13 protein-coding genes are annotated in these 12,763 nt (G+C 52.6%); 2 read left to right on the plus strand and 11 right to left on the minus strand.

Going from position 1 to position 12,763, the window contains the following annotated elements; genetic code table 11:
• Positions 1–370 precede the first annotated feature (370 nt).
• The 11 genes from IKB43_08835 to rpiB form a co-directional block, all read right to left on the minus strand.
• Positions 371–748 (minus strand): Hsp20/alpha crystallin family protein, encoded by a 378-nt coding sequence (locus IKB43_08835; GenBank protein MBR2470238.1) that lies wholly within the window; start codon positions 746–748, stop codon positions 371–373.
• Between the two features lie 368 nt (positions 749–1,116).
• Positions 1,117–2,412, minus strand: a complete 1,296-nt coding sequence (locus IKB43_08840) for a TolC family protein (GenBank protein MBR2470239.1) — start codon at positions 2,410–2,412, stop codon at positions 1,117–1,119.
• 39 nt (positions 2,413–2,451) lie between these two features.
• The gene (locus IKB43_08845) at positions 2,452–2,925 is read right to left on the minus strand and encodes a TraR/DksA family transcriptional regulator (protein MBR2470240.1); all 474 of its coding nucleotides are present in this window, start codon (positions 2,923–2,925) and stop codon (positions 2,452–2,454) included.
• 80 nt (positions 2,926–3,005) lie between these two features.
• Positions 3,006–3,923, minus strand: a complete 918-nt coding sequence (locus IKB43_08850; GenBank protein ID MBR2470241.1) for an MCE family protein — start codon at positions 3,921–3,923, stop codon at positions 3,006–3,008.
• Positions 3,916–4,947, minus strand: a complete 1,032-nt coding sequence (gene hprK, locus IKB43_08855; GenBank protein MBR2470242.1) for an HPr(Ser) kinase/phosphatase — start codon at positions 4,945–4,947, stop codon at positions 3,916–3,918. Before hprK ends, IKB43_08850 begins: the two co-directional genes overlap by 8 nt.
• Positions 4,947–5,264, minus strand: coding sequence for a ribosome-associated translation inhibitor RaiA (gene raiA / locus IKB43_08860; protein ID MBR2470243.1), 318 nt, complete (start codon positions 5,262–5,264; stop codon positions 4,947–4,949). Before raiA ends, hprK begins: the two co-directional genes overlap by 1 nt.
• A 215-nt stretch (positions 5,265–5,479) precedes the next feature.
• Positions 5,480–7,132 (minus strand): RNA polymerase factor sigma-54, encoded by a 1,653-nt coding sequence (rpoN, locus tag IKB43_08865; protein ID MBR2470244.1) that lies wholly within the window; start codon positions 7,130–7,132, stop codon positions 5,480–5,482.
• 8 nt (positions 7,133–7,140) lie between these two features.
• On the minus strand, positions 7,141–7,878 hold the full coding sequence (gene lptB / locus IKB43_08870) for an LPS export ABC transporter ATP-binding protein (GenBank protein MBR2470245.1): 738 nt from the start codon (positions 7,876–7,878) through the stop codon (positions 7,141–7,143).
• A complete protein-coding gene (locus IKB43_08875) occupies positions 7,875–9,176 on the minus strand; it encodes a hypothetical protein (protein ID MBR2470246.1) in 1,302 nt (433 codons plus the stop codon). The genes lptB and IKB43_08875 overlap by 4 nt, the downstream gene beginning before the upstream one ends.
• A gap of 77 nt (positions 9,177–9,253) precedes the next feature.
• Positions 9,254–9,901 (minus strand): LPS export ABC transporter periplasmic protein LptC, encoded by a 648-nt coding sequence (lptC, locus tag IKB43_08880; protein MBR2470247.1) that lies wholly within the window; start codon positions 9,899–9,901, stop codon positions 9,254–9,256.
• 9 nt (positions 9,902–9,910) lie between these two features.
• Positions 9,911–10,348, minus strand: coding sequence for a ribose 5-phosphate isomerase B (rpiB, locus tag IKB43_08885; protein MBR2470248.1), 438 nt, complete (start codon positions 10,346–10,348; stop codon positions 9,911–9,913).
• A 131-nt stretch (positions 10,349–10,479) separates the two neighbouring features.
• Between rpiB and IKB43_08890 the strand changes: the two genes are divergently transcribed.
• Both IKB43_08890 and IKB43_08895 read left to right on the plus strand, forming a co-directional pair.
• On the plus strand, positions 10,480–11,928 hold the full coding sequence (locus tag IKB43_08890) for an oligosaccharide flippase family protein (GenBank protein MBR2470249.1): 1,449 nt from the start codon (positions 10,480–10,482) through the stop codon (positions 11,926–11,928).
• On the plus strand, positions 11,925–12,734 hold the full coding sequence (locus IKB43_08895; protein ID MBR2470250.1) for a LicD family protein: 810 nt from the start codon (positions 11,925–11,927) through the stop codon (positions 12,732–12,734). The genes IKB43_08890 and IKB43_08895 overlap by 4 nt, the downstream gene beginning before the upstream one ends.
• The last annotated feature ends 29 nt before the right edge of the window (positions 12,735–12,763 follow it).

Here is a 12,763-nt window from a genome sequence, read left to right on the forward strand (position 1 = left end):
TCGCCAAGTGTTGAGTAATGCCAGAAAAGTGGTTGTATTGGTCCGGAAACCTTTAACGACTGCAACAGAGCCTTCAGCTTGTTCTGCTCCGCTCTAGGCATCGTTTTTGCCGAACGTTCCGCCTTTTTGGTTATGGTCACATTGTACATGGTTAAATATAATCAATTTTTGATTATTGGTCAACAAGGTTAAACTTTTAAGGATTAAAAGTTATCAAACAAAATGGCAAAAAACAAGAAATAGCCAAATTTTGCAAACAACTGTTGACATTTTTCAACAACTTTTTTGAAATGTCCAAAAAAGAAGGGACACCCTTGCGGATGTCCCTGGTGTTTAAGGAGCACAATGAAGAATCGTTACAATCGCCGAGTTAGCCCACGGTCAACTTGCGTGCGGAGGCCTGCTGCTTCTTGGCTAGCGAGAAGGTCAACACACCGTTTTCCAACGAGACCTTGATGTTCTCGGGGTCAATATCGTCGGCCAGGCGGAAGCTCCGTTCGTAGGTGTACTTGCTATCTTTGCGGGCACGGGTGGCCTTGACGGTGATGATGTTCTTTTCTACCTGTACGTCCAGGTCTTCTTTCTTGACGCCCGGCAATTCCACCTCTAGCACAAAGCCGTTGTCTACTTCGTAGTAGTCGGCCTTGGGGGTGTAGGCACATTCGCCCTGAGCGTTGCAGGCGTTAAAGTTGTCGAGGAAGTTCTGGAGACCATAGAAAGCAGAAGGAAGAATCTGAGTATTGAGCATAATTTTAACCTCACTGGTTGTGGGCCCCGGGCCTTGGCGGTTTGCCTTGGCCGGGGACCCGGTTTTTTGTTTTCACACTCCTATACGCAAAGGCCGTGCCAATTTTTGTAGAAGACGGCACCCATTCGGAAAAAAATGCCATGAAACGGCAAAAAATGGCGTTTTTGGGGTAAAAAAGGGAGATCCCCGCCTTCGCGGGGATGACAAATGAAGGGTGCGGGGATGACAAAGCGGACATCCCTTTCAATAAGAAACACCCCTGTTTCAGGTAAGAAACAGGGGGACGTTTTGTTTTTAAGCAGGCGAGAAAAGGAGATCCCCGCCTTCGCGGGGATGACAAATGAAGGGTGCGGTGATAAATAGTTGGATTAGTCCAGCAGGCCCTGGTACAGGTCCAAGAGCTTGCGGGAAAGCAAACTGGTGTATTTTGCGTTGTTCAGGGCGACCTGGGCCGACTCCAGACTGTTTTTCTGGTTCAGGTAGTCGGTGTAGGTCAGCGCCCCCAGCCTGCGCTGCTCTTCGGCCACCTTCAGGGCCTCCTGCTCGGCGGCCACCTGCAAAACAGCAGCCTTCCACTGCAGATCGGCGCTAAGGGCGTTCAGGTAAAGCTTCTCGATGCTGTTTTCCAAATTCTTTGCCGTCTCCTGCAGGCCCACCTGGGTTTCGGCCTCGTTCACCTGGGCCAGCAGCACCTTGTTGGCGGTAGCGCCCGCATCGATGATGGGAATGCTGATCCCGAGAGTCAAGGAATTCTGCCAGCCGTACTTGAGCTGGTCCTTGTAGCCCTTGGATTCCCAGGCCTGCAAGCCTGTGCTGGAATTTGCCCCCAGGGTCACGGAGATAGAGCTGTTCTTGCCTGCCACCTTGGTGTTCTTCTGGGCGGCCTTCACAGAAATGCTGTCGGATTTAAGCCCGGGATGAGCCGCACGAATGCGGGCCTGCAGCTCGCCGTATTCCGGCAGGGGCGGCAAGGAATCCGGATTGTTCATGCTAATTTCGGGAGCAGACACGTCGAACTCTTCGGTCTCGGGCAGTTCCAGCAGCTGCCGGAGCGTGGTCCTTGCGGTAGAGACCTTCAGTTCGGCCGTAATCTTTGCCGCCTGTTTCTGGAGCACACTGGCCTCGGACTGGGTCAGGTCCTTCTTGGTCACGGAACCTACCCCGTAGAGGTTCGTAAAGTATTCGAATTCCGCCTGGGCCACCTCTACCGCGTAGTCCGCCGTATGCAGGTTTTCCTTGGCCAGAAGCAGGCTCATGTAGGCGTTCAGCACGTTTTCTTGTACGGTGCGTTTGGTCTGCAGGGTAGAAAGTTCCGCCGCCTCCCGGCTCAGTTCCTTGGCCTCTACGTTCAGGCTGGTAGCGCCGCCGTCCCACAGGGTCACGGAGCCGTTCAAACCCAGGTTCAGGCGGTAATGGTCTTCTTGATCTACAAAGGGGTGGTCGTAAAGGGTATTCTGGATACTGGCCGAAACCGTGGGGTAATGCCCGATTTTTGCCTGCTTGACATTTACCTGAGCCTGCTGCTCCCGGAGTTTAGCCGTTTCCAGCGAAAGGCTCTTTTCGGCCGCCTGCTTGAGGCAGGCCTCCAAAGTCCAAGACGTACCGGCATGCAGGAGTGTCGCTGCCGCTAAAATCCCAAACAAGGAGGCTTTCGTGATATTCATGACCTTTAGATGCTTGACAATGACGGAGGGTTGCGCACCCTACCGCCCAGCATTCTTTTTCATCATCTCGCGACGCTGTTCTTCGGCAAAGAGGCGGGCCATCTCGATACGGTTGATTTCCTGTTCCTTCTTCTTGGTCTCTTCCTTGCAGTTCACGCACTTGGTGGCGGTAGGCACAGCCATAAGACGGGCCTTGGGAATCAACTGCTGGCACACCTTGCACACGCCGAAGGTGCCCTTCTTGATACGCTGGAGAGCCTCTTCCAGATAAACCAGGTACTTGCCTTCGCGGGCCGCCAGGGAGAACGTAGTCTCGAGAGCGTTGTAGTCGGTAGCGGAATCGGCACTGTCGGAATCCCCGCCGTCGCCGGACTGGTGCTTTTGGCCCTGAAATGCATTGGACTTTTCGGTCTCGCTCTGGGCGGTCACCAGCTGGCGCCGTTTTTCCAGAAGCATCTCCTCAAAAAACTTGAGGTCTGCAGCACTCATCTTTGCAGGTTTCTTTTCGGCCATAGTTCGCTCCTTTCTTGGGGTTCCCTTCTTAATCTTTTTCGTGTTAAACTAAATTATTTTTTTCAAAAGAGGACACAATTTTAGAAAATATCCATATTTAATCTAAGGCCCTGTTTCTTGACGTCTGCGATTAGGCCGTCAATATCGGTACCTATGCGGTCCAGTTCCTTAATTATGTCGCCTTTTTTAGACAAAATCAACCCCACGGTGTTGTCGTCCTGGGAGATTTTCGCCTGGATGGTTTCAAGTTCCGTTTTAAGCCCGCGGACCTGGGTCAGGAGGGTATCTACATGAGCCACAAGGTTTTCCACTTTCTGGACGGTGCCCTCGGCCCTTTCGGGAACATTTCCCAGGCTGGATTTCGCCTTGTCCAGAGTTCCTTCGGCTTTTGAAAGCAGGTCCTTGGCCTCGCCCACCCATTCCTGGACTGATTCCTGCGATGTCCCAACCAGGTCATCTGCCTTCTTGAGCACGCGGTCAAGACGCTTGCCCGCTGTACCCTTGGTTACGGAATCTTTCAGGGCGCCCATCTGGGTGGCAATGGAGTCCAGCTCCGAGAGGATAAAGGCAATGTTTCGGCCTATGGCGTTGGCGCCCTCTTCGTAGTAGCCGTTCACCGTATCGCCGTCGGCAATCAGGTCCTTTGAATCCCCGGTCAACACGCTGAGTTCACGTTCGCCCATAAGCCCTGCCGTTTTCAGGCGGAACTCGGAGTTTTTCGGAATCTTGGTATCGGCAAGCACGCGGGCCGTTACGTAAACCGCTTCGTCTGTCAGCTGCACCTTTGCAATTTCGCCCTTGGTGATTCCGCGAACTTCTACGCGGTTGCCCGGAGAAAGAGTTCCGACACTTTCGTAGCGCACCACAAAACTGTAGCGGTCATGGTGGGGGCTTGCCGGATGGAACAGGTACAGGGCCATGCCGCACCCGACCACGATAATCGAGAAGACGACAAAGGGGAATAAATTGGAACGGAATTTTCGACGGAAGCTATTCATAGGGGGACCAGTTCTCCGGCTCCATTTCCAAGAGGTCGTCGGTGTATTCGCCTTTCGCCTTGGCCTTGATTTTCTGCATCAGGTTTTCATTGAAATCCCGGGCCACGTTCTGGCCGTTCATTTTCATGAGGGCATTCATGGCAATCACTTCGCAAATCACCGTCAGGTTCTTGCCCGGTGACACGGGAATCACAATCTTCGGGATAGAAACGCCCATAACGACTTCGTCCAACTCATTCAGACCCGTGCGCTCGTAAGAAACGTTCTGGCTCCAGGGCTGGAGTTCCACGATGACTTCGATCTTTTTCACCTTGCGGATAGCGTGGATACCGAACATGGAGCGAATGTCCAAGAGGCCCACCCCGCGGATTTCCATGTGGTGGCGGATCAGAGGGTCGGGGCGTCCGATAATCACGTTGCCCACGTGGCTTACATGAACCACATCGTCGGCCACCATGCGGTGTCCGCTTTCTACCAGGTCCAGCACGCATTCGGACTTGCCCACGTTGCTGTCGCCCACAAAGAGCATGCCTATACCATAGACATCCACGAGACTCCCGTGGATAATGGCGTGAGGCGCAAAGAATTCCTCGAGAATTCTCTGGGCAATCTTGTTGAACTCGTAGGTGTGGAGCGTCGTAGAGAACAGCGGGATATGCAGCTTGCTGCACATGGCCCGAAGTTCCGGGTGGGGCATCTGGGCATGGGTCACCACCCACATGGGCGCCTTGAAAACAGAAAGGCTTTCAAAGACCTTCACGCGGCCCGCAGTACCCAGAGATTCCAGGTAGTTCCATTCCGTATGGCCCACCACCTGGATTTGCTCCGAACTATAAACTTTGGTATAACCCGCCATGGCAAGGCCAGGGCGGTGGATACCGCTTTCGGCAATGTTTGTGTTCAGGTCCTCTTCCGGAGAATGGAGGGCCAGCTGCAAATCCTTGCCGTAGCGACAGAAAAAGTCTCGCACCGAGAGTTTTTCCCGGTGCAAAACCTTGATGTCTTTCAGTCTGGATTCAGCCATTAGGACAGATCAGAGAGGGGCTGGGCACGATGATCGTTCTGCTTTTCGTTGGCCTTCTTCAGCTGGGTCTTGACTCTTTCCAGGGCCACGTCCACAGCCTTGCCCATGTTCTCTTCGTCGGCAGAAGCCACCACCACGGAGCCCGTGATGTTCACGGAGATTTCGCAATGGCGCTGGTGCTCCACTTCGTGATCCAAAATGACGGAGGCTCCCGTGATGTTCGGGTAGAACTTTGCCAGTTTGTCCATTTCTTCTTGAATCCTATCCTGGAGACCGGCAGATGCATTAAAATGACGGGCAGAAAATTGAATATCCATTGTAAACCTCCGTATGTTGAGATGGCACATTTCGATGTTCTAGCATCGCATCTAGAGTATATACATCTTTTTTTATAAAAAAAGCAAATATAATATGTTTTTTTCGAAAAATAATTCGCCCAATTTGGAATAATGAGGGGAAATTTTGGGGAATTTCGGAATAATTGCAGAATATTTGTGTTTGTTTGTAAACAAAAGTTTACATAAAGGCAAGCCTAAAGCGCCTTGCGGAGCCTGGCAGGGAGGATTTTCAGTTCCTCTTCCCGATACTTGGCCACCGTGCGGCGAGCCACCTTGATGCCCTGCTTGTCCAGGGCGTCTGCGATGGCCTGGTCCGAAAGGGGCTTTTTCTTGTCTTCTTCATCCACAAGCTTCTTGATAGCTTCAAGAATCTGGGCCGAGCCGATTACTTCGTCGTTTGCGGCACTCCCCTGCTTGATGCCGGTAGTAAAGAACTGCTTGAGCTCAAAGATGCCGTAGGGCGTATCCACGTACTTTCCGTTGGTCACGCGGCTGATGGTGCTCAGGTCGCGGCCAACCTCGTCGGCAATGTCCTGCAGGATCATGGGCTTCAAGAAAGCGGGCCCCTGGCGGAAAAAAGCCTCTTGATGCTTGACGATGGCCATCATCACGTTTTCCATAGTGGAAAAACGGTTGTCCACCGCCTTGATGAATTCCTTTGCCTTGGAGAGGTTGTTCTGGATATATTCTCTGTCGTTCTTGCTCAGGTGCTTGTCGTTTAAAAGGGAAGCGTAAGTCTGGTTCAGGTGCAGGCGTTTCTGGACGCGGCGGCGGTAGCATTCCACCTCGAACCTGCCCTTCTTTTCTACCACCTTCATGTCGGCCACCTTGACCTGGTTCGGCGTGCTGGACATTTGCTGGCCCGGGTGGGGCGCAAGCCTAGAAAGACTGCTCACCGCCTGCTGCACCTCTTCGGTAGAGACGCCCAGGTCTTTTGCAATCTTGGCGTAACGAAGCGCCATCAGGTCGTCGAAACGCTCTTTCAAAATCTGGAGCGAAAGGGCCGGAAAATTTTCCAGGGATTCCGCCTGAATGATAAAACATTCTTGAAGGTTCCTGGCGCCGATTCCCCTGGGTCTAAAACTCCGGAGCACATGGAATGCCTCTACCACCGGGAGGCTCGCCTCTTCGAGGGGGATTTCGTTGCGGATCACCTTCTCGATTTCGATGATGAAAGGATCGTTGTCGGACATGACCTTTGCCATGGCCATCTCGTCGGCACTTTGCAGAAAACCGTTTTCGTCCAGGGAGTCAATCAGGTATTCCACCAGGCTGCGGAAACGAACTTCTGGGCAGCCCGCCTTTGCAAGCTGTGCCATAAGTTCGCGAGTTCCGTTCCAGTCCCTAAGCTGTAACAGCAGGCGGTCCTGGAGGCTTGCCTCCCTGTCTTTTTGCGGGCGGTCCCAGGCGTCGTCGGGGTCCTTCTGCTGGTTGACGGAATCCCTGTAAAGCGTATCCGTATGGTCAGTGCCGTCTTCGAGATACTGCGCCCAATTCAGCTCCGAAGGAGTAGAGCCGTCCAAAAGTCCGTGGTCCACGTCGGCGCTGTCTTCGAGAGTGCCCCGTTCAAAATCCAAAGAAGAAACCGTGCTGTCGTCAGAATTGCGGGACGTGTCTTCGGTATCGAAATCCGATTCGCCGGACTGCACCGATTCCGAGGGGGAATCCAGGGATTCTCCCAAGGGTTCGTCGTCAAATTCCAGCATGGGGTTCGCCTCTACCTCAGCCTTGATAGCGGTTTCCAGCTCCAGGGAATTCTTTTGCAGGATAGCAATAGACTGAAGCATCTGGGGCGAGATATTCTGCTCCAGCCGTTGACTCTGGCCTAAATGCATTCCTACATCCATAAATTTTCCTAATCCAGCCTGAAACTGTCACCGAGGTAGATACGTCTGGCCTCGGGGTCGTTGGCCAGGTATTCCGCCGTACCTTCGGTAAGCACCTGGCTCTTGTACATGATATAGGCCCGGTCCGTAATGGAGAGGGTTTCGCGCACGTTGTGGTCGGTAATGAGCACGCCCATGCCCTTCTCTTTCAGCTCCGAAATGATAGACTGGATGTCGGCCACGGCGATAGGGTCGATACCGGCGAAGGGTTCGTCCAACAACAGGAACGACGGATCGCTGGCAAGAGCGCGAGCGATTTCTAGACGGCGCCGTTCACCGCCGGAACAGCTATAAGACTTTGTCTTGCGGATATGGGTAATCTTGAATTCTTCCAGAAGTTCTTCCAGCCGCCTCTTGCGCTGGGCGCGTTTCATGTCCTGAGTTTCCAAGATGGCCATGATGTTGTCTTCTACAGAGAGCTTGCGGAAAATGGAAGCTTCTTGCGGCAGGTAGCCCACACCAAGTCTTGCCCGCTTGTACATGGGCTTGTCCGTCATCTCGATGTCGTCCAGAAAGATATGGCCTGAATCCGGACGGACCATGCCCACAATCATATAGAAAGACGTAGTCTTGCCGGCGCCGTTTGGTCCCAAGAGCCCGACCACCTCGCCCTGAGAGACGCTGATGGAAACATCGCTCACCACCTGGCGGCCACCGTAAACCTTGCGCAACTTGTCCGTGCGAATCGTGCTCACTACCGTTCTCATTTGGCGTTCTCCTTTTTCGGGGCTGGTCGAGGTTGTGATTCCTTGGATTTCATGGCCTTGCGGAACAGCTCTCCCCTCTTGGAATTTTCATGCATCAACCTATCCTGGACACTGCCTTCGGGCTTGGTCTCTACGCTGGTGGCCTTGGGAGCCGAAACCTTGGAACTGTCCGAAGGCTGTGCCAAAACAGATTTCGTAGAATCGGTTTTGGAGGAATCGGCATCCAACAGTTTCTTCTTGTTCCGCTGTTCCTTTTCCATGTCGATATACCTTCCGCTGGCCATGGTCCCGCCGCCCAAAAGCCGTAACGACTTGACAGCGTTTTTCTGGGCATCGAAAAGGATATTGATGGTATCTCCGGCGGCTTCGTTCTTACCTGCGACGGTGCGGTCTTTCTTGACGTAGAAATAGGTACTCTGGGCCTTGCCGGACACAACCGCATGGTCCATCTTTCCCTCGTTAAAGTACATATCTAGCCTGTTTCCGTCCATCTGGTTCTGGTAATCGGGAAGGTCCGTCTCGTAAAAGAACCCCCGTGCATTCAAATTTACATACAGGCGTTCAATCTTGTTGTCCTTGAAGGCGGCATAGAGGGTGTCCCCGAAGGCTTCCGTCACGCTTCCCGGGGCGTTTTTCTTGGCGTCCTCTTGCTGGATACCGTGGGCATTCCGAATGACCAAGGCCGAACGCAGGGACTTGCCCGTAGAATCCAGGGTGAGGTAGATGGAATCCCCCGTCAGGTGGTAATTCTTCATATCGAATGTGGGACTGCCCTTCATGGAAAGCCAGTTGTCCTTGCGGTTGAAATAACCCGTATCGCAGGTGACCACCATGTCGTCCTGGGTGACTTTTACCTTCTGGTAGGCTTCGGCAAAAGATTCTCCCTTGTTGTAAATGATGGTCTTGGCTTCAATCAGGACCGTATCGATTTTCCCGTCCTTCTTTTTTTCGAACTCATAGAGTTTCGGCTTTTCGGGCATGGTGAGAATTTCTTTTTCCCGGTCGTAAACCAGATAGTCCCCTGTAAACATGTAGGTCTTTGCCGAATCGGCGGCCACAACACTCCCACGGGCCGAAGCGATACCCTTTTTCTTGTTGTAAATGCCGGTTTGCGCCTTGATGTATCCGGACGGGTGTGCCGCCAAGAAACCTCCCTCGCACTGGAGGATTTCAGCATCCTTGTTCCAGGTGGCCTTTTCGGTCTTGAAATCCAGGGAGTCGTGAACAAAATGGACCTTGCCCTGCAGCAGCAGGTTCCCGCGGGTACGGGCCACCTCCAAATTGTCCGCATGTTTCATAATAAGGGGAGACGTCTGCGAAAAGGCACAACCGAATGCAACCAGAAACAGGAACAGTACTTTTTTCGGGAGGACACTCATTCCTTGCGTTCCTCTGCCTGTTGCGGTACAGCTGCCGCAGAATCCCGTTTCTCGATTTCTTCAGCCTTGGCCTTGTCCTCTTCCTTGATTCGGTTGGCAGCATCCTGGAAAATGCCCGTGATGTTGGAAAGGATTTTCCAGTGGTCCATCTTGGCGTCGCTTTCAAATCCCTTGCCTTGCAGCACGTCGCCATCTTCGGAGACCACCCGCACATAGCTTTCGGTCTTGACCAAGTTGTCCTTCTTGTTCCAGAGCAGAGAATCCGCACGGACAGAGGCGCCCTTGGGCGTAAGGGCGTACACATGGCCGTAGGCATAGACGTAGGTGAACTTCATGTCGAGCCGGCCGGAATCCGCCCGCAAGAATGCGGAACGTTCTCCCAGGGAATCGTAGATGTCCACCAGCACAGGCCGCACGAAAACTTCTTCGGTGTTGGACCACCGCTCCAGATAGGCCGTCTTGAGTTTCCAGCTCAGCACGCCCTTGTCGTAGCTGTCCATGAGGGTGGTGTCGGTAAAGAGCATCTGGGGTCTATCTACATGGATCCAAGGCTTTTCTTCTTCGATTTCGGCACAACCCACCAAGACCGCGCCCAAGGCAAGAACGCGACACCACCTGGTGATGCTTGGCAAAAGTCGTGCCACCGGCTACCCTTAGCCCGCTTCGAACATATCGATGCGCTTCTTGTGCTTGCCGCCCATGAATTCCGTTTCCAGGAACTTGGTGGCGAACACTTCGCACTGGGCGTAAGCGATAATGCGAGCTCCCATGCAAAGCACGTTGGCATCGTTGTGAAGTCGAGTGAATTCGCAAGAGGTAAGGTCGCCCACCACGGCAGCGCGGATTCCCTTGTGCTTGTTTGCCGCCATGCTCATGCCGATACCCGTACCGCAAATGAGGATTCCGCAATCCGCCTCTTTGCCCGTAATCTTGTTGCAGACCCTGTCGGCAAAAATCGGGTAGTCACAGGATTCCGTAGAATCGGTTCCCATGTCAAGGACCTTGTAGCCCTTGCCTTCCAGGAACTTGACGAGTTTTTCCTTGTATTCGAATGCGGCGTGGTCACAGCCGATAGCGATGGTCTTGAACATGATAAAATCCCGTTTTGCGAGTTGAAAAGGTCCACTTATTTGAACTTCGTCACCCAATATAGATAATTCATCGGATTAAAGCCTAATCCTTTCTCGGATTCCAAGCAAAATAAATCTATTTTTGGCCTGTTATGAGCAATCTGGAAACCGACAGCAAGTTCCTAAAAAAGGCGATGATTGTAAACATTGTGGGGACAATCCTCAAGGTTTGCGGTCCGCTTTTGACTTTCGTGATGGCGCGTATTTTTGGCGCCGCTGAATTTGGAATCTTTGTATCTGCCCAGACCCTCCTTTTGACCATTGCGCATTCAGCAACTCTTGGGCTCGACAAGGGCCTGTACTGGTACTTGCCACAGAACGGCCTACACGGTCGCCCCCGATACGACGGCATCATGGAATCCTTCTGGATTTCGGCAGCCATCTCGATTCTTTGCACGGCTGTCATTTTTGTGGGATCCTTCACGCCCTACATTTCCAAGGAACTTCCCTGGTACGCCCTTTCGCTTTTGTTCTATGTGGGCACCTATGTCTTTAGCACCGCTTCCGAAGGCAACCGCCGTCCGCAAAACGCCGTATTCGTGAATTCATTCTTGACGGTGACTCTTGCACCGGCAACCTCCATTGCACTCCACTTCATGGGAATCCCGCATGCGCTTCCGCTGGGTCTCTTGGTGGGCCAGGTGGTGGGCTTTATCGTGCATTTTGTGCTGGTCCGCAGGCAGTTTCCCGAAATGCCCTTGCGCCCTCACAAGACGGTTTCGTGGGTGCTGTTGCGTTACTCGCTCCCGCTAGGGGTCGATGAATTCGTGTCGTCTTTCCTGATCCGTTCGAGCCTCTGGATGGTCATGTTGTTCCTTGGCCCCGAAAAGGCTGGCGCCTACGGCATCATGGTCACCATTTCCAATGCGCTCCAGACGATTCGTGTCGGATTCACGCCGATTCTTACACCGGTGGTGGCGGGCATGAACAAGGAACGCCTCAAGACCGACCTCAAGCCGGTCTATAGTTACTGCGTTTTCATGGTCACCTTCATCCAGCTCATGATCGGATTCTTCATCGTGCTGTTCCCGGACTTGATTCTGGGCATTGCGGGCAAGGACTTTATCGTGCAGCCCGAAACCTTGGGAATCCTGTTGCTGGTGCACCTCGTAGCGGGTTTTGGCGGTATGTCCCTAGTGGTGCTGAACGGCATGGGCAAGAGCCTGTATTCCTTGATTATGGATATCGTTTCCCTTGGCGTTGCACTCCTGTCGGGCTATTTGTTGATTCCGACCTACGGCCTTGTGGGGGCAGCCCTTTCGATGCTCAGCTACAACATATTTGCAGTCATCTGCAACAACATTTACCTTTTCAAGATGGGCTTGCAGCCCTACTCCTTGCGGCTCTTGTCGCAAGTGTTCTGGATCTTATTCTTGATTGCATTCTATATTGCCATCAACATGCAGGTGTTTACCTTGTCCATGCTCGAAAAAGCCGTCGTTTACGTGGTGATTCTTTTGGCTCTTGGCGCTTATGGCCTTGTAGTCAAGAAAAAGATGGACAAAGACAGGAACGCCGTCTCGGCAGGAAATAAAAAATGAAGAAGATTGAACAGCAGGAATGTCGTGAAATCCAGATGTCCATTCTGGACGAGATTGACCGCATTTGCAAGGAAAACAACCTGAAGTATAGCCTAGCCTACGGCACGCTTTTGGGCGCGGTGCGTCACAAGGGCTATATCCCTTGGGACGACGATATTGACATTTGCATGTTGCGCGAGGATTACGAAAAACTCATCGCCATCCTGAAAGACAAGAATGCGGCGGGCCACAAGGAATGGCTCACTCTGGTCGACGATACCTGCGACGGCTATTTCTATCCGTTTGCCAAGGCCTACGACAACCGCACTACGGTCAAGATGGAACGTCACAAGGGCGAAATGGGAATCTGGGTCGATATTTTCCCGCTGGACGGACTCCCAAAATCGAGTTTCTTTGAAAAGGCGTTCGTGCTCTACTGCAGTTTTTTGCGCGTGATTACGCTTGCCATTACGACCGACTTCAAGTCGAAGGGTTACGACGCTTGGACGCTTCTGTACAAGCGGTTCTTCTATGCCATCGCCTGCATCGTGGGCAAAAAACGCTTCTGCCGCTATGTGGAACGGGTGATTCGTCGCTACCCCACAGCCCATTCGGGCCATGTGGCGACCCTTTTCTTCGATACCAAAACCGACCGCATTTTGGACCTGAAAAAAATTGCGGAAACGGTGGACTATCCCTTCGAAAACCGCAAATTTAGCGGTTACAAGAATTACGATTACTACCTGTCGCTCTTCTACCGCGACTACATGCAGCTTCCGCCGGTCGAAAAACGCTACAATCACGGGCTTGACGTGTGGTGGAAATAAGGAAAAACGTATATTTAAAAAGGTTTTGA

It is taken from the genome of Fibrobacter sp., assembly GCA_017503015.1.
In the GTDB taxonomy this organism is placed as follows: domain Bacteria; phylum Fibrobacterota; class Fibrobacteria; order Fibrobacterales; family Fibrobacteraceae; genus Fibrobacter.